The 24,842-nt window shown below is 58.3% G+C and carries 26 protein-coding genes and 2 pseudogenes; 14 read left to right on the top strand and 14 right to left on the bottom strand.

Features of this window, described 5'->3' with window-relative positions:
- Positions 1 to 283 precede the first annotated feature (283 nt).
- Positions 284 to 892, top strand: a complete 609-nt coding sequence (locus tag A5906_RS41165) for a hypothetical protein (RefSeq protein WP_136615046.1) — start codon at positions 284 to 286, stop codon at positions 890 to 892.
- A 203-nt stretch (positions 893 to 1,095) separates the two neighbouring features.
- On the opposite strand, the gene A5906_RS07935 is transcribed toward A5906_RS41165, so the two are convergent.
- From A5906_RS07935 to A5906_RS46330, 3 genes are all read right to left on the bottom strand, one after another.
- Entirely contained in the window at positions 1,096 to 1,764 is a 669-nt protein-coding gene (locus tag A5906_RS07935) for a hypothetical protein (protein ID WP_145680185.1), read from the bottom strand.
- Between the two features lie 231 nt (positions 1,765 to 1,995).
- Positions 1,996 to 2,778, bottom strand: a complete 783-nt coding sequence (locus A5906_RS07930; RefSeq protein ID WP_080134676.1) for a HEPN/Toprim-associated domain-containing protein — start codon at positions 2,776 to 2,778, stop codon at positions 1,996 to 1,998.
- On the bottom strand, positions 2,735 to 2,869 hold the full coding sequence (locus A5906_RS46330) for a HEPN/Toprim-associated domain-containing protein (protein WP_161495375.1): 135 nt from the start codon (positions 2,867 to 2,869) through the stop codon (positions 2,735 to 2,737). The genes A5906_RS07930 and A5906_RS46330 overlap by 44 nt, the downstream gene beginning before the upstream one ends.
- An 85-nt stretch (positions 2,870 to 2,954) precedes the next feature.
- On the opposite strand from A5906_RS46330, the gene A5906_RS44060 reads away from it, so the two are divergent.
- The gene (locus tag A5906_RS44060; RefSeq protein ID WP_245326678.1) at positions 2,955 to 3,524 is read left to right on the top strand and encodes a hypothetical protein; all 570 of its coding nucleotides are present in this window, start codon (positions 2,955 to 2,957) and stop codon (positions 3,522 to 3,524) included.
- Positions 3,525 to 3,611: 87 nt separating this feature from the next.
- Here the strand turns inward: A5906_RS44060 and A5906_RS44055 are convergent.
- The 3 genes and pseudogenes from A5906_RS44055 to A5906_RS07915 form a co-directional block, all read right to left on the bottom strand.
- Positions 3,612 to 3,815: pseudogene (locus A5906_RS44055) on the bottom strand (Fic family protein); the annotation flags it as partial.
- 437 nt (positions 3,816 to 4,252) lie between these two features.
- The gene (locus A5906_RS44050) at positions 4,253 to 4,678 is read right to left on the bottom strand and encodes a hypothetical protein (protein WP_245326632.1); all 426 of its coding nucleotides are present in this window, start codon (positions 4,676 to 4,678) and stop codon (positions 4,253 to 4,255) included.
- Positions 4,644 to 5,096, bottom strand: a complete 453-nt coding sequence (locus tag A5906_RS07915; RefSeq protein WP_080135220.1) for a hypothetical protein — start codon at positions 5,094 to 5,096, stop codon at positions 4,644 to 4,646. The genes A5906_RS44050 and A5906_RS07915 overlap by 35 nt, the downstream gene beginning before the upstream one ends.
- 147 nt (positions 5,097 to 5,243) lie before the next feature.
- Between A5906_RS07915 and A5906_RS07910 the strand changes: the two genes are divergently transcribed.
- A complete protein-coding gene (locus A5906_RS07910) occupies positions 5,244 to 6,485 on the top strand; it encodes a Fic family protein (protein ID WP_080134674.1) in 1,242 nt (413 codons plus the stop codon).
- Between the two features lie 516 nt (positions 6,486 to 7,001).
- Positions 7,002 to 7,589, top strand: a complete 588-nt coding sequence (locus A5906_RS07905; protein ID WP_080134673.1) for a type IV toxin-antitoxin system AbiEi family antitoxin domain-containing protein — start codon at positions 7,002 to 7,004, stop codon at positions 7,587 to 7,589.
- Here the strand turns inward: A5906_RS07905 and A5906_RS44045 are convergent.
- Positions 7,579 to 7,785: a hypothetical protein gene (locus tag A5906_RS44045; protein ID WP_245326677.1), complete on the bottom strand. Its 207-nt coding sequence runs from the start codon at positions 7,783 to 7,785 to the stop codon at positions 7,579 to 7,581. The two genes, A5906_RS07905 and A5906_RS44045, sit on opposite strands and share 11 nt — an antisense overlap.
- Here A5906_RS44045 and A5906_RS44040 point away from each other — a divergent pair.
- The 5 genes from A5906_RS44040 (at position 7,753) to A5906_RS07885 (ending at position 10,764) form a co-directional block, all read left to right on the top strand.
- A complete protein-coding gene (locus tag A5906_RS44040; protein WP_245326631.1) occupies positions 7,753 to 7,959 on the top strand; it encodes a hypothetical protein in 207 nt (68 codons plus the stop codon). The two genes, A5906_RS44045 and A5906_RS44040, sit on opposite strands and share 33 nt — an antisense overlap.
- Entirely contained in the window at positions 7,884 to 8,105 is a 222-nt protein-coding gene (locus A5906_RS42895; RefSeq protein ID WP_167523512.1) for a hypothetical protein, read from the top strand. Before A5906_RS44040 ends, A5906_RS42895 begins: the two co-directional genes overlap by 76 nt.
- A 132-nt stretch (positions 8,106 to 8,237) precedes the next feature.
- A complete protein-coding gene (locus tag A5906_RS07895) occupies positions 8,238 to 9,281 on the top strand; it encodes a GSU2403 family nucleotidyltransferase fold protein (RefSeq protein ID WP_080134672.1) in 1,044 nt (347 codons plus the stop codon).
- Between the two features lie 658 nt (positions 9,282 to 9,939).
- Positions 9,940 to 10,278 carry a hypothetical protein gene (locus tag A5906_RS07890; RefSeq protein ID WP_080134671.1) on the top strand — a complete coding sequence of 113 codons (339 nt, stop codon included), beginning with the start codon at positions 9,940 to 9,942 and terminating at the stop codon, positions 10,276 to 10,278.
- Between the two features lie 30 nt (positions 10,279 to 10,308).
- Positions 10,309 to 10,764 (top strand): TIR domain-containing protein, encoded by a 456-nt coding sequence (locus A5906_RS07885; protein WP_245326630.1) that lies wholly within the window; start codon positions 10,309 to 10,311, stop codon positions 10,762 to 10,764.
- Positions 10,765 to 10,805: 41 nt separating this feature from the next.
- Here A5906_RS07885 and A5906_RS07880 read toward each other — a convergent pair whose 3' ends face one another.
- The 4 genes from A5906_RS07880 to A5906_RS07860 all read right to left on the bottom strand — a co-directional run bounded on the left by A5906_RS07880 (position 10,806) and on the right by A5906_RS07860 (position 14,516).
- On the bottom strand, positions 10,806 to 11,240 hold the full coding sequence (locus tag A5906_RS07880) for a hypothetical protein (protein ID WP_080134670.1): 435 nt from the start codon (positions 11,238 to 11,240) through the stop codon (positions 10,806 to 10,808).
- Positions 11,237 to 11,878 (bottom strand): nucleotidyltransferase domain-containing protein, encoded by a 642-nt coding sequence (locus tag A5906_RS07875; protein ID WP_245326629.1) that lies wholly within the window; start codon positions 11,876 to 11,878, stop codon positions 11,237 to 11,239. Before A5906_RS07875 ends, A5906_RS07880 begins: the two co-directional genes overlap by 4 nt.
- Before the next feature lie 48 nt (positions 11,879 to 11,926).
- Positions 11,927 to 12,832, bottom strand: coding sequence for a hypothetical protein (locus A5906_RS07870; RefSeq protein ID WP_080134668.1), 906 nt, complete (start codon positions 12,830 to 12,832; stop codon positions 11,927 to 11,929).
- Between the two features lie 526 nt (positions 12,833 to 13,358).
- Positions 13,359 to 14,516, bottom strand: coding sequence for an AlbA family DNA-binding domain-containing protein (locus A5906_RS07860; RefSeq protein ID WP_080134666.1), 1,158 nt, complete (start codon positions 14,514 to 14,516; stop codon positions 13,359 to 13,361).
- 296 nt (positions 14,517 to 14,812) lie between these two features.
- Between A5906_RS07860 and A5906_RS07855 the strand changes: the two genes are divergently transcribed.
- Positions 14,813 to 15,598, top strand: a complete 786-nt coding sequence (locus A5906_RS07855; RefSeq protein WP_080134665.1) for a hypothetical protein — start codon at positions 14,813 to 14,815, stop codon at positions 15,596 to 15,598.
- A 407-nt stretch (positions 15,599 to 16,005) separates the two neighbouring features.
- Here A5906_RS07855 and A5906_RS07850 read toward each other — a convergent pair whose 3' ends face one another.
- A complete protein-coding gene (locus tag A5906_RS07850; RefSeq protein WP_136615045.1) occupies positions 16,006 to 16,437 on the bottom strand; it encodes a hypothetical protein in 432 nt (143 codons plus the stop codon).
- A gap of 107 nt (positions 16,438 to 16,544) precedes the next feature.
- On the opposite strand from A5906_RS07850, the gene A5906_RS07845 reads away from it, so the two are divergent.
- From A5906_RS07845 to A5906_RS07835, 3 genes and pseudogenes are all read left to right on the top strand, one after another.
- A complete protein-coding gene (locus A5906_RS07845) occupies positions 16,545 to 17,165 on the top strand; it encodes a recombinase family protein (protein ID WP_080134663.1) in 621 nt (206 codons plus the stop codon).
- Positions 17,056 to 18,180, top strand: coding sequence for a recombinase family protein (locus tag A5906_RS07840; protein WP_347337598.1), 1,125 nt, complete (start codon positions 17,056 to 17,058; stop codon positions 18,178 to 18,180). The genes A5906_RS07845 and A5906_RS07840 overlap by 110 nt, the downstream gene beginning before the upstream one ends.
- A gap of 205 nt (positions 18,181 to 18,385) precedes the next feature.
- Positions 18,386 to 18,535 (top strand): annotated as a pseudogene (locus tag A5906_RS07835) (thiaminase II/PqqC family protein); the annotation flags it as partial.
- A gap of 17 nt (positions 18,536 to 18,552) precedes the next feature.
- Here A5906_RS07835 and A5906_RS07830 read toward each other — a convergent pair.
- Positions 18,553 to 19,353, bottom strand: coding sequence for a hypothetical protein (locus A5906_RS07830; RefSeq protein ID WP_080134661.1), 801 nt, complete (start codon positions 19,351 to 19,353; stop codon positions 18,553 to 18,555).
- A gap of 233 nt (positions 19,354 to 19,586) precedes the next feature.
- The gene (locus tag A5906_RS07825; RefSeq protein WP_136615044.1) at positions 19,587 to 20,600 is read right to left on the bottom strand and encodes a hypothetical protein; all 1,014 of its coding nucleotides are present in this window, start codon (positions 20,598 to 20,600) and stop codon (positions 19,587 to 19,589) included.
- Positions 20,601 to 20,953: 353 nt separating this feature from the next.
- On the opposite strand from A5906_RS07825, the gene A5906_RS07820 reads away from it, so the two are divergent.
- Positions 20,954 to 24,766 (top strand): hypothetical protein, encoded by a 3,813-nt coding sequence (locus A5906_RS07820; protein WP_136615043.1) that lies wholly within the window; start codon positions 20,954 to 20,956, stop codon positions 24,764 to 24,766.
- The last annotated feature ends 76 nt before the right edge of the window (positions 24,767 to 24,842 follow it).

Here is a 24,842-nt window from a genome sequence, read left to right as displayed (position 1 = left end):
CGCGGACCCGGAGCATCCTAGCGACAACGAGCAGTTCACATCGAAGCTGTTACAGCGGATGCTGGATCACTGCGTTTCAAGATGGTGTCACGATCCAGAGGCGGCGTTTAAGGCCCGACGATGACCATCGATCCAGCTCGTACGTCAGGCGGCCCGCCCTGCGCGCCCTTTTTGGTAACGGCCCAAGGCTGAAAGATCATAGGCCTCGGTGCAATTTGTGGCATCATGCGCCTGATGGCTAGCTTGTAGATCCTAAGTCTTTCTTGACCAGGAGAAAACTGACATGCGCTTTCCTAATATTCCAACGGAGGCATACGTACCGATTGGCGTCGTCATCGGAGCTTCTATTGCGCTGTTGGGGGTACTTTTCACCCAAATTTTTCAACGCCAAACTTCGAGAGAGGTGGAAGAGAGTAAGGTGCGAGCGGCTCGTGCTGATTTACTTATCAAGGAAGTGAACTTGAAAGTTTCTCAATTGGCTGCTGATTTGGGTGCAGCAAGTCATTCAATGGCGTGGCTTATATGGGCTGCGAACAATGGAACGCTCACCAAACAACGAATCGACTCTTACGATCAAGAAATGCACCTCGTATTGCCGAAGGTGTTAGGCGATGTTGTCGCCGTTGCTTCTTTGGATGAAAGATTGGGGAAAGTGGCGAGCGTGATAGCTGCAGAGTTGTACGATCTGGATAAACGGTTAGGGGATATATGTCTTTTGTTCCTGAGTAATCCTGCTGCCGCGCAGTCAGAGTTCCTCAACATTTCTCCGGAGGTAAAAAAGTTCTGGTCTGAGACGATCAATAATTTGAGCAAAGCAGCGCATGGACAACTTCAGTTGATCCTGCAAGCGGCTTCTTTTGAGCGCGGTAGGGGCACTCTCCACCATGCGTGAGCCCTCACTTCGGCGGGCTAAGCCCACTTCCAAAGCCCAATCGTTGTACGCAGCCCAACCTTGAGCGCCTCGCGACTAATGCCTATCGTTGGCTGCCGCCGCCATTGTCGTCACACTCGCAGCGTCGAACTTGGCCTCAATGCTCTTGATGAACCGCAGAATACCTGTGATGGAGTCATAGACGAATCGCGCTTCGGCTTGGTCTAGCGCGCGAGGGACTGGTTGTTGCGCACGTGGTTGAATTTGTCGAACACGCCGATCGCATTCTTGATGATCTGGGCGGTAACGTCGCGCAGGTCCCGCTCCTGACCAAGGGCCTTCACATACTTGCCGACGCGGCTGTGTAGAGGCTCCCCCCGATCCCAGGCTACGCCGCGCGCATCCAACAGGTGGCCGAACTTTTTCATGCAGTACGTGTGAAGTCGGTCGATCGCAGCGGCGGGCCGGTTAGCTCCGATGTCGCGTTCGATCGACGCCACGAGTTCTTCTAGCGTTTCGTCGCGGGCGAAGCCGTCAATAGCATCAGTGCGCGCGATTCCATCGCCGCCTTCCAACTGGCTGACCAAAGCAAAGAATCTCGTCTTCAGCTGCCCAGTAATGTCGGCCTTCTGATATAAAGGGATGCTCTCCCGATGCTCCCATAACTGCCGCAGCACCCGGCAAACTGTGAATGCGTCCTCGACTTCGATAATGGCCCGCATATGTTTGGCCTTTGAGGTTCCATTAAAGCCGTACGTCTCTTGGTACATCGTGATTCCGTGGTCGTCAAAAAATTCAGTAAAGGTTCGATCTGAGAAATTGAGTACGTAGCCGCCGCCCATGTCGAGTGCGTCTTCGAGGATTCTCTTTTCGGAATGTTTCAGCCGAACCATCATTGTCTCATTAGGTTATCCAGTAAGGTTCAGATCCAAGTAACACTCAATCGCAGCGGCCCGTCCGTTGATATCGCAGACGCTAACACCTTCCGGCCCGCGCGCCGGCATGCTCCGAAATTCATCTAAATCGGGGAGCCGCATTGCGTGCATTTGCTCGAGAGCCTCAATTCCTGAAGTTTACGATAGGCATCGACCCCTTCAGCATCATTGTCGAGCAGGAACAGCACTTTATTTTGTATGTCGATGCGGAGCAGGCCTTCCGCGAATTTTACCAAATTGCCTGTGCCCCCAAAAATGGTGCCGCTCCTCTACATCAATAAATCGGAAGAAATCAGCGACGTCCGGCCGCAAGATTTCGAGAGCGCGACTGACGATGCGCGCATCCGATGCGCCTTCGGTGGCAACCAGAATGGATTGGGCTCGCCTCGCTCCAGATTGGAATGACTCCCGGGCGGCCCAGCCCGCGTTCACCAGCGGCCCAAATTGCCAAATAACATCGGCTTCTGCATTCGCCGGACTGAGGCCAAATACTTGCAGCATTGCCGGCGCACTAAGCACACATAGTTTTGACGAAAAATAGCTCGCTTCGGACCAGTACAGGTCCGAGTTGCCGGCCCACGGGACACGATCGATATCATCATCATTTGCCAACCGCCCCTGGGCGAGTTGCTCGCGCTCGGGCGTATCAAACTCGATGTATTCAGATGAAAGACTGGAAATCGGATATCGGCACGCAAGCGAGCAAAATTCCTCAAATGTCAGAATGGACGCTAATTCCGCTTCTTCGGGCGGAGCGTTATCAGTCGTCTCCATCGTGGAGTCGACCAGCGACTCATACTCAGCCCGGGCGTGTTCAAGCGTGTATCCGAGCAGCTGAAGCCTTGGGAGCACGCGCTTAAGCGGTCTTACGAACGCGGCTTCATGCGCGGCGAGTTCGCTCTGCTCTTCTGGATTGTTCTGGTAGTAGTCATAGTTGATGGCGGTCCGACCGACATCGAGTGAGATCGCCATCCTGAAACAAGAGACCATAATCGAATCCCATGTCGTTTTTCGCATAGTCCAGCGAAACGTGGCCTATGGTCAGTCGAATTTCTGTCCTCACTGAATAACAACCTCCTTCCGCGATACACCGTTAGGTCTCTATACTTTGAGGCAAATATATACTGCGAATCGTCGCCCGAGCTGTCATGCGCTTTACAAAATCGGATATTCTCGACGAGTTTGCGCGGCAAGACCGATGTTATCGGCTGGCTATTATCTCGAGCCACTGGCTCGAAGGTGGTGCTCAGTATAAGCCAAGTGCGATCGAAGAAGCGCGAGGCCTGCAGATGAAGGTGCTCGACACCTGGGTATCTTACTCCGATCTTGCAAGGCTGATTGAGCAAGACACGTCGTGGTTTTCGATCACTGCCGACTTTGTGCTGAATCAACTTCATGCCCTCATTCGCGTCCCGTATGAACTGTTAGATGATTATTGCGAGGATTATGATCGCTCGAGCCCCGGAAGCAGGATGGTCAAAAAGCTTCGCGACGCGGACTGGTACGAATATGCGCGAGTCATCCGGAATACGGTATCGCACAATTTCCGTTTCGATTTTTCACGATACAAGCCAGAGAAATTCCCCATCACGTGGCGCGGCATCTCTCTGACTCCGGACCTTGATGGGAAAACCATCACGTTCGAATCGTTTTGGCACAAATCCGGCTATGAGCTCTTTGTTGTGATGCGGGACTTTGCCAGGGATCTGCCAGAGTGATGATTTGGCCAGTTCATGATCGTGCAGAGTGGCCGCGCCGCCCCATGTGAAGCGTTTGCCTCCAAGCTGCACGACGAACACATCAGCAGCCAATCGTGACCAGCGGCCGTTGCCGTTTGGAAACGGGTGTACGGATACCAGGCGGTTATGGAAGCGAACGGCAAGTTCGTCCGGAGGATAGGTGTTGTTCTCGACCCCATACCTTGCGTCGTCGAGTACCTGATGCAGTGAAACTTCGATCAGATGCGGCGGCGACGCCGAGATTGCGCTCCGTCGTTCGGAATTTTCCATCCCAGCGCCAGACACGTTCGAACATGCGCCGGTGCAGACTCTTGAGAAAAACGTTCTCGCGTCGCAACTTTCCGGCGGCCGAATGCCCAACGGTTTGCCGTCGCGATGTTTTCTGCTCGAGTTCGTTTAACTCGCTGTGCAAAGGAATGTGCGTTGGGATAAGATCTTCGCGCTCCTGGGGCGTCAGCGGTGTCGCGTGATCGTCGGCGGCGTGCAATAAATCCTCAATTGCTTGCTCCCGAAGCGGGCGGGCAGCCTGATTGTCCTCAACGGCCTGGTCCTAGCCGCATCGTCTGCTCGATAGCTCGTCATTGCCGCTCAGCGACCTCGGCAGCTCGCTTGGTTACAACCTCTGCGAGGGGGCGTTCGGGTACAAGCACATAGACCAACCGGCAGCCGAGGGCCTCAGGAACGGCACCTGGCCCGCCTCCGGACATTCACTGAGCGTCGCCAAGCTGGTCTCTATTCCAGCGCAATTTGTCCCGGCCGATAACGCCGACAGTGTCCCCGTCAATCGAGTCCTCAAGAACAATTTCTACTGGTGCGGTTCGCATGTTTTCGAATGGGTCGATACGACCAAGACCAGATTGAAGGCATTCTTCGACGATCCGCCCGCCTTGCAGGAATTGTCGGAGGCGGTGCGCAAACACGCGCCCATTCGGCTGCCCGTCTGCCCACATGCGCTCGTTCCACGATTCGCATAGCAGCTTGTCGGCAGCCCGGATCAGCGCCTCTCCCTTGGCCCGGGCCTCGTCCGCCTGCGCTGCGAGAATAGTCGTCATGGTGCGGGCGCGGCCGAGCTCCTTGGCGATAGCCTTGCGGTCGCCTTCAGAAAGCGGCGTCGGATGGTGCTTGGGCGCCATGGCCGTGCAGCCGGCTAGGGATGTCGTAGGACCACCAGCAACCGTCTTCCTCATAGCGGCCGGTCCGCTGCGAGCACGTGTTGTCCAGCAAACGTTGGCTGACATTCCGCCAAATAGAATCCGGACCATACAGGCGAACCGCGTCGACCTTCTTGATCTCGACGGTGCGACCGCAGCGCCGGCAGCCCACCCTCAGCAGATGCTTAGGAATTTGGTCCAGCCGCAGCGAGCGTTCGGGCTGGCGGCCTGGCAAATGGGCCTCGTCGGCGCGAGCTAGGAGCGCCTGCCAATATTCGGGCGGGAGGTCGTCGTTCGGTGCCAGCCCGCGCGCAGGAGGCATCTTTCTGCCGACGTCACGGCTCATCTTCTCCATTTGGGCTCGGGTCGGCATGCGCCAGCTCGCAGGACGGTCGATCATGCTCAATGAGAACATATCGAGAACAAAGAGTCGAGTCAGGGTAGGCGCCCAAGCCCAAATAAGAGCGCCCGCGATCTCTTCCTGTTATGGCTTTTTGCAGAAACCCAAAATATAAACGCAAAAAACGATCTCTTATTTTGGTTTCCTATGAAGCGCAGCGATCTCAGCCATACGATCCGCGAGACCCTGAGGCGGCTTCCGCCGCCTTACGATTCCCAATACGGGATCGTGCCGCCGGCCCCACCAGAGGACGGTGTGTTCGTGGGCGGGGCGGTGAAGGCCCTGGAAGCCGCCCAAGCAGCCTTCGGCAAAGTTAACGCTATCGCCGCCCAGATGAAGGACCCCTACATCGTCAGCCGGGTCCTTATCAGACGGGAGGCAGTCAGTTCCTCGTCGATCGAAGGCACCCAGAGCACTCTCGACGAACTTCTTTCGGTCGAAGAGACGGGCGACGACGGCGCCCGGGACGAAGCGCGCCAAGTCCGCAACTACGCCGTTGCCTTGGACGGATTCGTTCCGAGAGCCGCCAAGGATGGCTACGGCGTCTTCACGATGGATCTGATCAAGGACCTACATCGCGCCGTAATGAAGGACGACCCCGACTATCAGGACGTTCCCGGGGACCTCCGCACGCGCGTCGTGTGGATCGGCGGAAACAAAGACATCGCATATTCTAGTCTGAATCCTCCGCCTCCGGCCGACGTCGCCGACTGCCTCGCACAAACCGTTGACTACTTGCGGAACGAGGGCATGCAGCAGATGACACAAGGGTTCATCACGCGCATGGCCATCGCGCACACCCACTTCGAGGCGGTGCACCCCTTCCGCGACGGCAACGGTCGTGTCGGCCGCCTTCTGCTTCCGCTCATGATGGCGGCGGAGAGGCACGTGCCTCTGTACCTTTCGCCTTACATCGAAAGCAAAAAGGGAGCTTACTACGCTTCGCTCAAGGATGCTCAACAACGGCTCGACTGGGAGCCGATCATCACATTCATGGCCGACGCCGTCACCGGCACTGTCGAAGAACTCATCCGGACCCGGACAGCACTGTCGGAATTGTCAGAGCGCTGGAGGGAGCGCCGAAAATTCCGAAAGGGATCCGCGGCTATCCGCGCCCTGGACGAACTTCACAACTATCCGGTCGTGACGGCGAAGCGCCTTGGCCAACTGCTCGATGTCTCGCCCGCGCAAGTAAATCAGGCCATCGCGCAATTGCAGGAGGCCGGCATTCTGCAGGAGAGGACTGGATACGCGCGAAACCGGATCTACGCCGCTCCAGAAGCTCTCGCTATCATCAACCGTCCGTTCGGCGAAGAGCCAATCTTTGCCGAATTGGATGCCGACGACACCGACCTGGACGAGGTCTTGCCTGGCCCGAAGGGTCCTTGATCTCTCGCTAGAGACCACGCTGAGGCGGCTGCGAACGAGCGTCGCCTGCATCTTGCAGCTTATCGCTCCGGGTCCGGGGGCGGTGCCGCTGACGCCACAGCCGACGGCGAAGTCTCAGCTTATCTGACACGCGTCGGGCCCGCCGGACGAGCAGGTTCATTTCCAGGTCGACAGCGATCGACGCCAATCGGTACGCTCCCCCGGCCATGCGCGCGGATTTTCTCGTCAGTGATCGGGCGATCGAGTTGATCCAGCATCCGCGCCGTAGGTATTGCCCCAACTCGCTCGGACTATCCGACGCCGGCGCTTACCTATCATTTGATAATATTTAGGTGGCGGCGCGCTCCTATACCAGACCTGATATATCACTTGATTTCAGCGCCTTATTTGGGATTGAGATACAATTCCTTGCAAAAAACCTTAACAATTGCAAGGTTTTGTATCATACGGGTTCCGTGAGAAAGGGACCCGCAGCGCCAGGAGGATAGGGCGATCTCGCTTCTTCAGAAGCGGGGCATGATGCGGCTTTCCGAATTTCTCGAGGAGGGGATCACGGCCGCAACCATTTCTCGAATGGAACAAAGGGCAGCGGTCAATCAACTCAGTCGGGGGCTTTATCAACTCCCTGACGCGCTGCTGGACGGCAATCACTCACTTGCTGTAGCCGCCAAACTCATTCCCAACGGCGTCATCTGCTACGATTCCGCGCTCGCTTTTCATGAGCTGACAGACCGTATCCCTCCCTATGTGTGGATGGCGATCGGTCCGCGCGATTGGCGGCCCAAAATTGTGCAGCCACGCATCGAAATCGCGCGCTTTGGCCCCAAGGAGTTCGACAAAGGCATTGAGCGTCACGTCATCGAAGGCGTGTCGGTGCCGATCTACGTGCCGGCCAAGACGATCGTTGATCTCTTCAAGAGCGGCCAACGTCAGAAGGCTTTCTATAGCGCGTCCGCAGGCCTCGCACATGCTACGCAAGCGATGAAGGACGCGCTCAGGCTTCGCAAGGCGACCCCTTCCGAAATCGCAAAGTATGCGGTGGCGGCTGGCATATGGGAAAAAAACGTCCAGCCGCGCCTTGAGGCGCTGACCGTCAATGCGTAAGCCGCTGAAGAATGTCGGAGCTTCCGTCCGCGCCCGCCTGCTCAATCTCTCGAAGTAACGCAACGAGCCATTCGACCTCCTGCCTCCGCAATATGCGCTCGAACGGCTGCTCTATCGGCTCAGCATCAGCAAGTACAAGGACAAGTTCGTCCTGAAAGGTGCAGTGCTGCTGCGGCATTGGCTCGATGATCCACATCGCCCCACCCGTGATCTCGACCTGCTCGGCTTCGGCGAGAGCGATCCGCAGCTCACTGCTGGGCTATTTCGAGGAAATTGGTTCTATCGAAGCCGACGATGGCGTTACCTTCGATACCGAAACATCTGGGAGAGACTTTCAAGCACTACGAAGAAGGCGTCCCGCTGCGCGTAATCGAAAACGAAGCAGTTGATCTGGTGCCCTCTTTGGGCGACCGGGAGCTGGCGGACCTGATCTACCGGTTGGACCATGACGTTGCCTTGGCGGAGGAAGAAACCGATTGGCGTGCGCTTGATCGGTGGTTCGATGGGGGCGGGTAGGCAAGGTACGTAAAGAGTTCCCGGTTTCAACAGTTCGGACCGGTTTTCGGTGGAACTGTTGAAACGTTTGATTTTTAATGATAAATAGCGTTTCAACAGTGGGGTTAAAAACCAGGCCGGACTGTTGAAACCATGGTTTTTCAAGAGCTTAACAACGATCAGCGCCGCGAGGTGGTCAATAGCCAGCAGCGCTTCCAGGCCCTGAGGGACGCCAAGGAGGCCTACGATGCCCATCGGGGTTCCCTGACCTGGGTGGAGTCGAAAGGCCGCGAATACCTCGTCCGGAGCTACTACGACAAGGCAGGCCTCAGGAAGCAAGCCTCGCTCGGCGCGCGTTCGCCCGAATCTGAAAAGATGAAGGCGGACTTCGAAGCTAAACGTGCTGCTGCAGAAGACCGGGTGAAGAACTTGCGCGTTACCATGGAGCGCCAAGCCGCGGTCAATCGTGCGCTCGGCTTGGGCCGCGTACCGTTGATCGGAGCCCGGATCATGCGCGCTCTCGACGGCTTCGGAATGTTGGGGTCTGGGATTCGGATTCTCGGGACGAACGCGATCTACGGTTATGAGGCCTCTTCCGGCGTCAGACTCGATCCCGGCTTGGCCACGACGGAAGACATCGACCTGCTGTTCGACGCGCGCGGCGGGCTTACGTTCGTCGCGGGCGACGACGTCTCGGAGAGATCGCTCATGAAGATACTCAAGCGAGTGGACACCAGCTTCGAACGCGCCAAGCAGACGTTCCGTGCTGTAAACCGGGACGGTTATCTCGTCGATTTGATAAAGCCCATGCAGAGCCCACCTTGGAAGAAGGCTCCAGACAAGGTCGGCTCGGACCCGGAAGATTTGACTGCCGTGCAAATCGAAGGACTCAATTGGCTGCAGAATGCTCCCGCGTTCGAGGCGGTCGCAATCGACGAAAAGGGCGAACCGGTACGCATTGTGGCTCCGGATCCGCGAGTTTGGGCCGCCCATAAGCTATGGCTGTCCCGTCGTGCAGACAGGGAGGCGCTCAAACGCCAACGAGATGCAGCGCAGGCTGAAGCGGTAGGCGCTCTGGTGGCGAACTATCTTACTCACCTCCCGTTCGACGCAGAGCAATTGAGGATGCTTCCGAAAGAGGTGGTGGACAGCGCGGCGCCTCTTTTCGCTAAGAAAGATGGCGCCGCGCGAGCCTAGCGGGCAGCATCGGCAACAACGGCTCCGGCATATCCGGCGCCACCGATCATCAGCGGCACCATGATGATGATCAGCATGCTGCTGCTCATCGACATGCCGACGATCATGCTGCCGGCATCATCACCGGCATCATCATCATCGCCGGCAGCACCAGCACCAGCAGCACGACCAGCGCCCGCTTGAGCATCGGACCGCAGGCAGCCCAGCGGCTGCTGGCGTCTAAGAGCCGTCAAAACGGCTTACTCTCACCGAGATATCGCTTACGTACCCACGGCGAAATCTTTCCGACGTTAATGTTCCGTTTTCACAGTAGTCGCTGATTTTCCAAGACCGGACGTCGACTTACAAATCGAGTCGTTCTTAACGCCCGCAATCGAGTCGCTCTTATAGCCCGAGCGAGTCGTTCTTAAAGTGGACCACCAACAACATTGATTTTCTTGGTGGGCCCAAGTGTACACGTGTCGAACTTCGTGCGGGCTTATCGAACGTTCTGCCTAGCTCCGCCCGCCGATGGCCGGGCACTATTGCAGCGCTTCCGCACCGAACTGGCGCCGCGTCTGGGGTAGACTTGTGCGGCAGATCGAACCCGAATGACTGTCCGGTAAGGAAATGTAATATTGAGTAATGCCAAGGTGCAATTTTCACTATCAAACCAGTGATGGCGAACTCAGCGAACGGTCGATATCGACAGGAAATTGTAGGATCATCGGGTATTGCCATCTTTCTCTTCGGTAACAAGATGGTTGGGACCGCCGTTGTTCCTTCGGATGGCATGCGACGCGAATTCGAAATTGCGCAAGAGAAGGGCTTGGTGCTCTTGCCAATCGGCGCGACGGGTTCGATTGCAAAGCAATTGGCCGATGATCTATTGGCCCGGACCACGCCGGGCGGCGTGGACCCCGCGGAGCTCTCAGCGCTTGCAAGTCCAGTTACGGACCTGATGACATTGGTTACTCCGATTGTTGAAACGATAGGCAAGATTAGGGAGGGGAAGTGATGGCAAGGAGAGTATTTTTTAGTTTTCACTATGATCGGGACGTTCGGCGCATCGTTCAGGTGCGCAATTCCTGGGTCGTGCGCGAAGGGCGAGGCGCAGCCCTTTTACGACAAAGCCGAGTTTGAGGAAGCGAAGAAGCGCGCCGGAGGCATTGAGAAGTGGATTGAAGAGCAGATGAAATACACGTCGGTGACTGTCGTGCTCTACGGTGCTGAGACTTATGAGCGCGAATGGGTCCGACACGAGATCAAGCGTAGCTACGAGCTAAAGAAGGGGATCATCGCCATCGACATCCATGGCGTGAAAGACCCGCAGAACGGGGTAGATGTACAAGGGCGGAACCCACTGGATTATTGGACGGTAAAGCGCGATGGGCGAGATGTGCCATTCAGCAGCATCTACCGTTCATATGATTGGATTCGCGATGACGGCTACAATAACGTCGCGGGCTGGATCGAAGCCGCTGCAGCCGCTGCCGGACGATAGCTTGCAAGTTATCGCGACTGGTAGAGCCCCCATGGCAGAAACTAATTCTTGGCTTCCGGCGGCGGTGCGAGCTTGGCGACATCCGCTTCCAGCTTCTTAGTGCAGCGGATCAGGTCGGCCAATAGTTGCGCGTCGATTTCGGTGCGGCCTTCGTATTCCGCCAGATTGCGCTCGTTGTGAGCCCTGATGAAAATCTGGATGTCCGCCTTGTCCGTGCCGACGGTGTGGACCAGCGTTTGAAACACCGTGATACGGTCTTCCGAGCGATAGCCTTCCCGGCGCAATGAAGCCGCCGCGAGCCTATGGGCCGCGCCATAGGCCAGGTCGAACTGACTATCGGAATCGAGGTCTTCGTTTTGCGCGTCGCGTAGCCGCGTTTTGGCCGCGGCCAGCATGCCGTCGTACTCGGGCTTTGAAGGCGGCTCTTCCTTGAGCTTCCTGATCTTCACGAGATTGTCGAGTTCAACCTTGCTCATGAATGAAGGGCCCTTTCCGACCCCACAATGAAAATCTTCGGTTGCGTGCTAATTCTTTGAACGAACGAATCCTTGCGCGAAACCTTGCGCCGCCAATCCTCGCGGGTCAGGAACAGAGGATTGACCTTTCGATGCAGCTTGCTTTCGGCACCTTGCAACGCCGTGTAGAGGTCACTGTAATCGAGATCGTCACCGATCACCAAGAGATCAATGTCGCTCGCCGCCGTGTCCGAGCCTTTCGCGACCGATCCGAACACGAACGCCGCTTGCATCTTTTCAGCATGTGGCCGCAGGGCTTCCGCCAACGGTCCCGCCACTCCCACCGTCTTCAGGACAAGGCTTTGCAGCTCGTTGAATATCGGAGAGTCTGGATTTGCGCGGTAATGCTTCTGATTGCCGATCCATTGAACCGAGACGAGGCCGCTGCCTTGCAGCCGTTGCAGTTCGCGCTCAACCGCCCCGGTCCCGGAGTTGATCGTTCGCACAATTTCCGAGGTGTAAAAGCTCCGCTCCGGCTGGCCGAAGATGAGGCCAAGCACCCGCTGCTGCACGTTTGAAAACAGCGCGTTCGATAGGCTGGTTTGATCAGCAATCGTTCCCATATTGGGTATGATATACCCCAATTTGGGTTCAATCAAGGACGTTCAAGTTAATCAATATCTATCAATTAGTTACGTCTCGACGGATCAGGCTTGCCCGTCAGGCTTCGGTCGGTGCAGGTCGAATTCTCCTTCCTTGTCGGCCACCGGGGAAGGCCACCACTCGTCGTCCCCCGCCCCCAATGATCCAAGAGGCAGCTTGGTTTCGGCGAGAGGATTGTGAACGACATGCATCGCGACGGAGGCCTTGCCCGGACGCTGCGCGCCGCACCCGATTAGCGCGCTTATTCCGGCATAAGCCGGATCGAGGAACGAGGTCGTCGGCACTTTTGCCCGGTTGGCGTTCACGATGTGAAAGCGCTCCCAGATAAATCCGTCGCCGATCTTGTGGGTCTCGGGATCGATCCGATAGGCCAGCGGGCCGACGGGAAACGTCGCCTCGACCCCAAAGGGCATTTGGGAAATCCCTCGATCCACGGGGATAAGGCCGAGCTGATTGCCGCTGACGGCCACGACATAGGCGTCGTTCGGTGCGACGACGCCCTTCGAGCGATATTCGGCGAGCTTCTTCCACTTCGCGTCAATCGCGGTCGTCCACCGCAACAAGATCGCTTCATGTGGGAAATCCTGCACACCTTGAAAATCGGGATCAAGCCAATCCGCAGGTAGTCCCTTGGGCTCGGGCGAGACTGCTTCGACCCAAACCGTCACGCCATCGAGGCTGAACCGAAAGTCGGGACCGCCGTTGGGGCACGTCACCTCGTGCCCTACTTCCGCCAGATGCCGTGCAAGCATCATTTCCCACGTGCGTTGCGCGAGGCTCGGCTTCTTTCCATTCGTGAATTCGGCGAGAAAATCGCGGTTGGGCAATCCCAGATCGCGGAATGTGGACCAAAGATCCATAATCTCTTTTTGAAGCAGCGGGGCATGCGCGAATTGCCGCTCAATGAACGTCTTCGCTTTCGCGTCCATCCACCCCAGCCTCGCGTCCATTGCTTCCCTCCGCACGGAATACCGCCGTATGCAACCTGATTCCATTGGAGCACTCCTGCTCGAAGACGCAAGACCGCTCGCGGCTCGCCGCTACAACGTGCATTCTCGCGCTCGTTTCGTCATTGATATTGCTTTGCAGCAAGTTTGAAGTTGAAGGAGTGCGCGCGCATGCGGCTTATCTGAAGCGGAAATTATACCAACCCCCGTGGAGGATTTGCATGAAGAACCCCATCGCTCCGTACGCGTGCCTGCTTTCCGGCGTGTCCCCTGCCGATGAAGCGTCAGGCGATGCCGGGCCGGTGGACACTTTAAACCGGGAAGGAGCCATGGCGCTCGCAAGGCGCTCCAGCAATACTGGCATGACCAAGGCTACCCGGCGGCCCGCTTCTGGGCGGAGCCCGTCGATGAACGCTTTGCCAAGGTCGGCACCTACGAACTCTACCGCGTCGTGTGCAATCTGGTGAACGGCGTGCCGCCGTGTTATCGATACGAGACGGACTAGCCCGCCCATGCGGCCCAGCGAGAGCTACTCGTCAAATGAGACTTTGAAATACTTCTCAAAGCGCTCTCGCACGTCGGGTGCGATCTTTCCGTATTCCTCTTTTGCCTGCTCATCGGGGAAATAGTGCAACAGCCGACTTAGTTGATGGGCATCGTCGATGGGAATATCGGCAATGATGCGATAGCCATCCGCGTCGAATTCCCGAGGATCAAATAGCTGCGGCATGTTCCGAAGAGTGTTCAAGGTGCGCTGCGACAAGCGAAGGCCCGTCCCATCGATCATGTTTGTCATCGTCTCGGCGCTGCGGCGAAGATGCTCCAGATGGCCTGACGCCTTGTCGATTTTTTCCCCCAGCTTCTCCAGGGCGCGTTCGAGCGGTGATGTCATGATCGCCGTTCTGTTCAGGTCGGCCATATGAAACGTGACCGCACTGGTCAAAGGCCCATCGTGAAAGCGAAACCGGAAGGTGATGGCCGGCTCGGGCGTTTGCAAAAAATCAACCACCGATCCAAGCAAAAAGTGAAGTTCGTGCTTCGGCAACAACGCGCGCAAACCACGCTCTGTCAGCATGGATAGGCTGTCGCGCCCCAAGTCAAAATTCGCGTCGATTTCGCAGCGCAGATCGCTAATCGCGTCGGTTTCATGCGTGTTGGTCAAGCGTAGATAGGACAAGATATTTTGTGTGTGCAACTCCGCGCGCAGCGGTGCCAGCGCCCGCTTCGGCCTGTTGCGGATATCCTCGATTTCATAGTGCTCCATTACCTCGCTGAGGGAGTCGCGCCGTTTGTAGTACTTGTTGTCCTTGCTTTGGTGCGGAGCTTGAGCGCTCGGTGGCACGTCGATGACAAAGATCATGCCCGTCGGCGTCGCAAATTCCCGGACCTCGATGGCTTCAATGGCCGGGAACGTGCCGCCATTGATGACCTGAAATATCCAGTCGCGTTTCGAGGGGCCCGGCGTTCCATCATCCAGGCGCACGGGAGCCAGCTTATCCATCTCGATGCCGATGATGAACGTGCCACCCGCCGAGTTCGCAAAGGCGGAGACGGTCTTGCATAGCGCATTGGCGTCACGATTGATCAGGATTGACGAGCTCTTGTACTCGAGATTCAAACCCTCCGGGATTTGGTTGGCGACAATCGCGCGCACGTCATCGAGCGTCTTGTACGAAATAAGTGCCATTGCGAAATCCTTTTTTACGCCCGCGGCAAAGCAAGCGATCCATCGCCGATTAAACTAGGAGACCTAGGCCGACGCCGACAAGGCGTTTCTCGTTGCTCCACGGTGTCGCTCGCCGGAGGCACTCGCGCAAGGGGCCCGCCTCCATTGCATTCCGGCGTCGCTATCACTGCCCATCGCGCGGGTGCCTTGTTAACCGGTCCTCTCTAACCGGGGTTGGAACGTCAAGTAGCAAGTCTGGTCTGATTAAGGCGTCCGAGCGCGCGTTCGAGCGCGACGAGGCCGAGCGCCTTGGAAAGGTGCCGGACTATTTCGAGCGGCACGATCAGAAGACGATGAACGGGCGTGAATGGGAAGCTCTCAAGGCGTATCAAAAGCAGCAACGCGTCGACTTCTATGCTGGCGGCAGGGACGCGTACCGCGCTGTGCGCAACGAAGCGCTCCGCGAAGTGCGAAAAGAATTCCGCGCTCAGTGGAGCACCTACTACGCCGCCAAACGCCAAGGCGGCGATCCGACCGGCCTCGCCGCCACGAAGAAAGCGCTTCTCGACGCCCAGCGCGAAGCTTTGGATAAGCGCCGAGAGGAAGCCAGCGAGGTTTTGCGAGAACAAAGGGACCGGCAGGCGGAAGCAATGCTGCGCCAGCAACAATTTGACCGCGCCGAGCTTGGACGCCGGCAGGAGCAAGGCCTGCGAACCTACGCCATCTTCGATGTCATCTATCCAGCTCCCGCCTCTATCGACCGGGAGGAGCCAACCAAGGATGACGGCAAAGCGCGCTGGAAGCCTACTCCGGATCGGGCAGCGCTCGACCAAGCAGAATTCCAACGTGCTGCCAGTGTTGCCGAACCTAACCTGGCCAGCTCCCGCACCCCGCCTGCCGTGGTGGAGAAGCGTCCCACCACCGATCGTGCGGAGCCGAGAGAAAAGCCTGCTCCGGACCGGACAGCCACCCGTGTCGAACAGGAGCGCCTTGAAACGGCGCGCGAAATGACGGACCAGGCCGTCGCGAAGAACGAAGATGGCTACATGCGGGCCATTCGCGCATCTTGGAACAGGAGCCGATCGCGAGGCGATCGGGACTAAACGCGGATTTGCTGGAGGGAGCACCTTCAAATCCGGGATCTTCCGGCTCCGCCCGATCCGGCGCGCATTCGCTGAGGCGACCGCACGCGCGCAAATCATGGAGGCGTTTGCCGCGTTGCTTTGGACCGATGTGGCTCGGCTCCGCCAGCACTATGCGGTGCGGNGCGGATTGCCGCCGCCGTACTCTGTCATCGAGGTGATCCGGCGGCGGCCATCGCGGCGCTCCTGAATGAGCGCGACGCCGCGATCGACCAGCGACGCATCGCAATCCTCGCCGAACGGCGCCAAGCCCTTCGCAACACCCGCCAATCGGGCCGAGACGACGCTCGGCCCCTCCGGCGTTCCGCTTCGCCAACCCGGCCTCGCCCGGCAAAGCTTCGTAGGGCTTTCGTTCATTTGAAGCCAACCTAGGCCAGCCCATGGAAGGCCAGCCATTTGGACTTCGATAGGCAGAGCGCACCCTTCAGCTTGAAGAACCCGGCGAACTCCCTTTCCTGTTTCCGTGCTTCTGACCGTTTCGCGGCAGCAGGGTCTTCGCTCGCCTCCGGCTCCGTCGCGTTCTTCTTGTCCTTCTTTTCTTCGTTCTCCTGATCGTAGTAAGCCCATAGATGGTAGACGCGCCGCCGCGTCTGATCCGGGTCTTCATCGGGGAAAAGCCAAAGCGCGATGGCGCGCGCGCCGTAGAGCACGTCACCGGGGGGAAATTTGGCGGGTGGGGCTTGGACGGCGGGTGCGGGCACCGGCTTGGACCCGCTGTGCCGCTGCATGGCGGCAAAGCAGGCATCGGCACCCGATGCAGGCCCGCCCGGCGGGCGAGGATTGGTACGAACGGTTGTCATGGCGTGCATCTCCTTGCGGTTGATTTGCACGCCGATCGGACGCCTAATCGCTGGAAAGTTGGATACAACGAGCGGAAACAGGCAGAAACGACCGGAAACTTCAGGAAATGGCTAGCGAGGACATGCCCAGCCGAGCCGATTGGAGCTTTGGAAAGCTGCTCCGTTGGCATCTGTATGAGTACGGCACCCGGCCTACGGGCGACCCCAATGCAAAGGCGGGGCGCATCTGGCTCCCTGAAAATGTCTGTGAGCGCCTTGAAATCACCGACCGGACCCTCCGCAGCTGGTTGAATGACGAGAGTGTCCCCCGCACCAAAGATATGATCGAGCTGGCGAACCTGCTCTTTGGGAACAATCCCGCTTGGGACGAGCAGCGCCTTGAACAGGCGATCCTTGTCGAGAAAACCGACCGCCTTTACCGCAACTTTCGCGATTGGGTCACGCTCGACGAGTTGGACATTGAGCTGCACCTCGTGAAGGAAGGCGCGGTTATCTCCGACGAATCCAAGTCCTCCGAGAAATTCGTGCACGCCATCAAGGTCGTGATGGCCAAGAACTACATCGACAATCTCTCAGAAGAAGCGCGCAAAGGCATGGCGGAGAAGGCGCGGCAAGGCTATTGGCCCACCAGCGCGCCCGCGGGCTACCTCAACACGCGCAACAGCGAGGGCAAGAAGATTATCGCTCTCGACCCCCGAGCGCGCCCCCATCGTCAAGAAGCTCTTTGAATGGTACGCTACCGGCAACCATTCCCTTCACCAGCTTACCGAATTGGCCCGCCGCGAAGGCCTGGTGTCGCGCGTCTCGGGAGGCCCCGTAGGTACCGCGCAGATTCACGCGATCCTGCGCAACCGCCTCTACACGGGCGAGTATGAATGGCACGATATCGTAATCAAGGGACGCCACGAGCCGATCATTTCATACAACCTCTGGGAGCGCGTGCAGCTCCGGCTAGAGGATAGAGGCACCCGCAAGCTTCGGAAGGGCCCCCGCGGCTTCCCGTTGTCTGGCCTCATCACCTGCGGTCATTGCGGGTGCGCCATGGTCGGCGAGATCAAGAAAGCGAAGTACGTTTATTACCACTGCACCGGTTACAAGGGAAAATGTCCCGAGCCATACGTGCGCGAGGAGATGATTGACGCGAAGTTTACGGCGTTGATCGATCGGCTGCGCATAACCGAGGAAATCTATCAGTGGATCGTTGATGCCCTGCACGGTAGCGCGGAGGGCGAACGCAAGGAGCACGACGCCGCCGTGCACCGCTTGCAGGCCGAATACGACCGGCTTACCCATCGGCTCCGCACCATGTACGTGGACAAGCTGGACGGGCGCATTGATGGCGTAACGTATGATGATATCTCCCGCGACTGGCGCAAAGAGCAGGATCGCTGCCTTCGCGAGATCGCGGCACACAAGGATGCCGAGACTTCTTACATGCAGGAAGGCATCGCTCTTCTCACCATGGCGAAGGAGTTGCCGCAAGCATTCGCGAAGCGATCCCTAAATCAGAAGCGCGAGCTTCTGAATTTCGTACTATCGAACTCCACTTGGCGTGATGGAGAGCTTACCGGTAACTTCCGCAAACCGTTTGATATGATTGCGGAAATGAGCCGACCGGGCGCCTCGCCCGGAGGCGAGAGTAGCCCTCAATCCGAGGGGGGTCATCTAAATTGGTGGGCCCGGCAGGACTCGAACCTGCAACCAGACCGTTATGAGCGGCGGGATAATGGCTGGCTTCATTGATTTTGCTGTGTTTTTGGCCAAATTCGACCGTGTTTGTCGCAGTTCGTGCGGGTTGTTTCTGGTGCGAAACTGGTGCGGTCCGGCTGCAGTCGAAACCTGGACTTAGGACATGTCCTTCTGTTGTTGATAGCGTGAGAACGCACGTCAGTCCCGGCGGCCGACGTCAGGAGAAGCCCCTAAAATCCAAGCCAAGTGAAAAAAGATGGTGAGTTTCTTCGAGCGTCTAGAGACAGAAGCATCCGCTGAGTGGCGGGCCTACACCGAGCATCCCTTCACGAAAGGATTGGCAGACGGCTCGCCGCCCGAAGCGGCGTTTCGTCAGGACTACCTGTTCCTCATCGAATTTGCTCGCGCCTAGGCGCTTTCGGTCTACTAGTCGCTCGAACGCGCCGCCATGGGTGAAGCAGCGGCCGACCTCCGACGCGCCCGATCCGATGCAAAGCCGGTATGAGGGCGTATCTCGGCGTCAAGATCATCGACAACTGCTTTTGACATGTTGAAGCTCGCATTCAACGTGTCGTAGCCAAAATCGTCCACATAAGTCTTGTATGCAAAGCCCATATGCACTGCGGCCGCAATCAGCATGCCATTCGGCACGTAAGCCGGTCCGAGCTTTCCTCCTTCGGGATAAGTGCAAACGTAATTCTCGGCGATGTGTTTCAGGCGATAACTGCCTGCGCCAGATCGGATCGTCTTGGTTACCGTGACCCGCTCCAGCAATGCCAGAGACCGAAGGAAAGCTTCGGCAGCGTGCTTACCGAGACACTCCTCTCGGCGCTCCTGAAATTCCGCGTATTGCTCCTGCGGCGTTTGCCGTGAACCATCGGGATTGCGCTGCGGCCGCCCGAAACCAATGCCGTGGATATGCAATCTCGGCATCGCATAGAGCACGGCCTGAATGGCCACCTCGGCGGCCGCCCGGTAGAGAGGTGCCGGGTCCACCTCGAAGCCATGCTCCTTGAGATAATCCGAAAAATGGCTTCCGGTCACAGTGGCAAGCGGCGGCGTGGATTCTTGAACGGCAGTGCGCAGCGCCGCATAGGTGCGAAAACCAAGACCGCGCCCGAGCGCTTCCACACGGTGTGATGATTTGACGTCCGGAAGGCTTTGCGTGAGCAAAATCTTGATCCGGTCAATGACAGGCAAGGTGACAGATATGCGAAGCACGAACATGTGCATCCTCCTCTTAGGGGCCATGCTGTTCGCCGATTACGCAGCAGCCCACGAAGGTGAGATGCAGGATGTGTGCAAATTGACATTTGAGAGCGTTTGACCCGGCGACAGGTCGAAGGTGCCCGAACCCTTGCTGCATCCACTATTGCTGAGTCGCCGGCATCTTTCAAATGGACCGTTGGCAGTATTCCCGACCGCAGAAATGACTCCGCTCCTCTACGCCCATTGGCGGACTAGCGCCCCCGCGCGTCCTGGGCCGCGTCTTCCTGCTGCTGAACCCAGCCCCAGAAGGTCTCATGAGCGTCGTCTACCGCCTCGGTCAGATATGACATCTCGCCACGCAAATCTGTGAACTTACGGACGGCCGAGAGCGCATCAGCACAACTTGCGATGGCCTTGGCCTTGGTCCGCCATTTGGCGAAGGGCCGCGAACGATAACGGGGCTTCCAGTCCGGCATGAGCTTTGCGGCAAGCTCCCGCAACGCGGGATGGCCGAACGGAACAAAATCATCCTCCCTGTTAGCCTGGCGCATCCGCTCCCGCACGATGACCTGGAAGTCCATATCGTGTTGAAGCTGCCGGAACGTATCATCCGGATCGTTCTTTCGATCGAGACCGAGCTTGATGCTTTCAAACATGGCTTCCAATCGATCGACAGCGGCCATGCTGTGTTGGCTGAGCGCCGCCGGAAGCGCCGGTGCATCCGTTGGGACACGGTCGATAAGCTCTTTCGCAACATGCCCCGTATCGAAGCCGGGGAAGCGGAGCCCCTTGGCCGCCTCGGGGAAATACTGATGAAGTGAAGCGGCGATGACCAAGTTTTTGGGCCAACCGAGGGTCCTGTTGTCAAGCCGGACCAACAAGTCGCAGGTTAACTGGAAATAGGCCGTAGCCAAGGCGCGTATGATATCATCATTCTCCAAGCCCACATGATACAGCGTGTTGCGATGGTTGTGCAGTTCGCCAATGAAATGCCGCTCCTCAGCCGACAGGGCAGAGGCTTTTTCGAGAAACTTGATCTTCTCCGCAAAATAATGCCCAAGGATGGATCGGCGCTTTGCGGCACTCAATGTTGGAGCGCCACGTCTCTGATCTGCCCGCACGAGATGCTCGCATCGCCGATGGATGATTAGCTCAGCTGCGTTATCGATGAGAATGAGCGCAATGCGTGCGTTCAGCGGATGATCGACCGCAATCTCGGTCACTGCTCGATCAAGCTGTTCGACGATCAGTGTTGCAAAGCGCATTGTCTCAACTAATCCCTCGCCCGTTTCCAGGCCCTCACTATAAGGCAGCCACACCTCGCTTGCGCCGACGGATATGTTCCAACCACAAGCGGGCGCTGTCGGATTCTTCCACGAAAGAGCAGTCGCTTGCTATTGTAATCACCTATGCTTGCATCCGGCTACTCCCTCAACTCGGGCAATCGAGCTCATGCACAAGCCACGCTTCACCGATCCTCTTGGTTCAACCCTCCCACGCCTCGATGGACATCGCTGCCATCCTGCTAGATATGGGCGGTGCGTTGCTTGAGTCAGGCTGCATCACCACCTGACTGCCGACGAGAGTAATGTTCAGGACGACGGGAAGGGTGAACGGCTTGAGTGAGATGAAATCATCGATCGACGGATCTTCGGGTGTCGATTTCCATGAATGGTATGGGAAAAATGGGCTCGCCTGGGGAGCCGGCGACATGTTCGTGGTGGCCGGCGGGAATCCGTCCACTCGCATCGCCGAGATTTTGGCCATCCTCGCATCTTCGTACACTGAGGACGGCCAGCCTGTCTTTTCCGAGATCATCGTCGTTCAGCCGCCTGGAAGCGCCGGCCCTGAGGAGCGGAAGAGTGCCTTGTTTCACCATCTTGGCGAGGCGGTGGTTCGATCCCGGGGCACGGCGCTGGAGACCGCAGAACTCGACGTCCTGTCGCGCCGCATCAACATCGCCGTCTCGCCAGACCTTCAGGTAGCGTCCGTTTGTTCGATCGTTGAAGCTGCCAAGCAGCATGCCGCTGTCGTTGTAGATCAGGGAGCTCTTTATCGCGGCGTGGAGCCTGGCCCTTATGGAGCCCGGCCCGTTCTTGGAATGGTTGAAGATTCCTGGGTCCCGCATTTTGCGGCGTTGTGCGAGGGGGCCGTCTTGGCTGCAAGAGCCTCGACGAGCTACGTTGCCGTTGATGCGAACAAGGACTGGCCGCTCAAGGAGGCGAACCAGGAGCGGCTTCTTGCGATTGACGGAATGGCTGTGCTCGCCGGTGGCGATCCGGACGCCCCGGATGCAATCCTCGCGCAGCATCTGGCAAAATGGTCCACAGCGATCGCGCGCGGCGTCATCGGACCGATCCTCGCCGAGATCGATACGCTTCCAAGCTCGCTGGACGGAATAAAACCCCTTCTCAAAGTGCAGATGATGCACAAGGCGGGCCTGCAGCCCATGGTGGAGCAAGCGCTTCGAGCCGAACTGGGATTGATCGAAAATCTTGCGCCCGTGCCTGCCCTGCAGGTGGCCGAAATGGCCGCGGAAGCCGGTGCGACGGACATCGCCCGCAACTTGGTGCAGAAGATCGCCTTCGATCGATTGCCGCTGGAGTCCATCGAAGCTGCGCTGACGCTCTCTAAACGCATTGGCGAGCCGGGGACGATCCAAAAATGCGAGGAAATTCTTCAGGAGAGACACCCGACCTCCCTGGCGCTCATGCACCATCGTGGCGACGCGATGCTCGAGGCCGGCGAATTCATTCAGCTGGCCCGGCTCCTGGTAACTTCGCCAGTTGAGGACGACCGCCGGATGGCGGGCTTCTACGAAACGTTGGCCGCAGGCCTCGCCTCTTCCGAATTGGACTATCAGGTCCTGACAAGAGCGGTGATCGCTGCTCATCCGCGGCAGACGGTCCGTGCCAGGGTATTCATTGCGAGGGAGGCCATTCGCGCGCAACGCTATGCTGAGGCGCTTTCGGTCATAACGGAGGATGCGGAGACCGATGTGACGGCGAGCATGGTCACTGCCATGCTCAAGGCACTGGAGGGAGCTGTTCTTGGAGGTGACAAGGCAGCCGACATCGAGCCTCAGCTTTTGCAAGCGGCTGTCTTGCTTGGCCTTCGATACCTCACAAGCCATCCTGCTGACGCCCGGGTGCGTGTGCGTCTGGTCGATGCGCTATCAGCCGAGTCGATGGGATTGTTCGGGATAGCTCTCCTGGTCGATACGGCCTTGAAGCTCGCCAGCGCGCCCCTTGCCCTGCGCGAGATCGAAGCGCTCGATGCATGGACGACGGCGCCGCCTGCGGACGACATCGCTGCCTTTTTGCGGGTGGCTTTGCCTTGGCTTCAGTCCGCGAGCCCCGTGTTTGTCGGCCGGATCGACATCCCCAAGGAGCTTTTGACGCAAGACGCGGACAAGCTCGTCGCTGGCATACGGAAGCTGTTGGAGCATTACGAACCGCTCGACACGCCCGCCGATATCGAGAACGTCAGAAACATCCTTGCGATAGGCATGGCAGTCGCTCGACATGGTTCAGTGCCGGATGCGGATTTGTCGCTGGTGCGCGTGCTGGCGGTACGATTGGCCTTGGCGAGCCGTTTCCAGGCGGCCCGGGATTACGCGGAACATGCGCTTCAGGTCGCAGGCGAGTCTAAAGCGCGTTCGCGTCTCGCCTGGCTCTGTTATGGCGACGTCTACCAGCGGACCGGCAATACAATCGACGGCATGGTCGGCGCCCTTTGCTGCCTCGCAGCGGACAACAGCGCTCTGCCGGATCAGGTCTTCTACGAAAGCGTGTTGCTCTATCGGCTCATGCGCGATCTTCGCATGATTGATGCCGGACTGTCATTTCTTGATGCGGCGCGGAAGGCTCTTCAAAGCTTCGGTGCACGTGATCAATACGTTCACCGGATTCAGACACTTGAATTGCAGGCCCGGTTTATCCAGGCCCGCCAGGATCCCGCGGACGCGCGCGAACGGCTGGAAGCGCTGATCCCCGACTTTATCCAGAACGCCCGCACGGTACTGACGCAGGGAGATGAGCCTGCTCCTGCCGCCGCGAGCATGGCGGAAGCTCTCCGGGCAGCCGAACTTGCGGGCGTCACGCCGCCTCCCGCGGCGATCGAAGCCTTCGAACGTCTTCTCGACGAAGCACATGCGCCTCTGCGAGGGATCATCGCGGCCAGCCGGCTGCCACACCCAACCACGGCACAGGTCCTCGAAGTCCTGAAGCAGATAGAACAAGCGAGAGATGCGAACGACGTCGGCTACGATGTCCGGCAAATCTCCGTGCTCGCGCGGCGGTTGCTCGGTAGCGCGGAAGCGCAAACGAATTTAGATATTGCCGCTTTCGCCATCGACATCCTGGCGGACCACGCGATCCCATCGCTTGGCGTGGCGCCCGATCAGGGCTGGATACCTCCGACCATCGAGTCCTCCGGCGAACGTGCCGTCGAATTGTCGCGATCGATGCAACTGCCTGTCGTATTGATGGGGGTCGATGCCGAAGGACACCTCGTTCGCTGTGTCGCCGAGAACGGAAAGCTCGGTCCAACTTTGAAGGAAAGCGCTGAGGTGTTCTCGGAGGAGCGCCTCAGGCGCTGGTCGAGGGAGTTTCCTTTTCGGTATGGCGTTGACGAAGATGCGCTCAACCTGTTTCACACCAGCACCGAAGGCCTCGGTGTCGAAGCGCTACCCCCGCGAGCGATCCTGGTGACGGCCGCGAACATTCAGCATTGGCCGCCAAACCTCATACGTCTCGGGGGCGGGTTTGCGGGCCAAACGTGCAAGCTAGCCGCAGCTCCCTCGCTTCCCTGGCTGAGTGCGGCGAGACATCGTAAATCGACCGATCGGCGGGCGATTGCGTGGATTCCGAAGGAGGCTTCTGATGAAGGTGGACAGACACTTCAGACCGTCGTGGATCGTGTGTCCGAGCCGCTCGCCGCTCATGGCGTAAGCCTCGACACGGCCTCGGTCGTGCCGTCCAATCTTGAAGGAGCCGAATTGGTCATTGTCACCGCCCACGGCGGATTGGTGCCCGGCAACCGGTATTTTCAAGTGGTCCGAGACGATGCCGAGCTAAGGATGGCGGGGGCAGACCTTGGCTCCGCGTTGAAAAACGTCGGTGTTGCCGTTCTATTCATATGCAGCGGTGGCAGGCTCGATCCGCATCCGATGGCCAACACGACGCTAGGTCTCGCGCGGCAAGCCCTCGGCAATGGGTGCACGACCGTCATCGCCTCACCGTGGCCGATCGATTCCCGAATCCCGTCCTACTGGCTCCCAACCTTCCTCAAGGCCTGGGACGCGGGTGTGCCGGTGATCGATGCTGCGTTCGATGCCAATGCTCGCGTCCGGGACGCGTTCAGCTCGGAGCTTCGTGATTGCATGGCCATGAGCGTGTACGGCGATCCTCTGCGCACAAGGGAGCAGTGACAGTCGGGCGATCGAACGTCGTCGGAACTGTTTTCACGAATTCGACGCCCGAACGGCGCGTGCCCGATAGAATTGC

Origin of the sequence: Bradyrhizobium sacchari (assembly GCF_002068095.1) — a bacterium.
GTDB lineage: Bacteria > Pseudomonadota > Alphaproteobacteria > Rhizobiales > Xanthobacteraceae > Bradyrhizobium > Bradyrhizobium sacchari.
The sequence above is the reverse complement of the archived record's forward strand: the minus strand, read 5'-3'. Positions and strand labels throughout refer to the sequence as shown.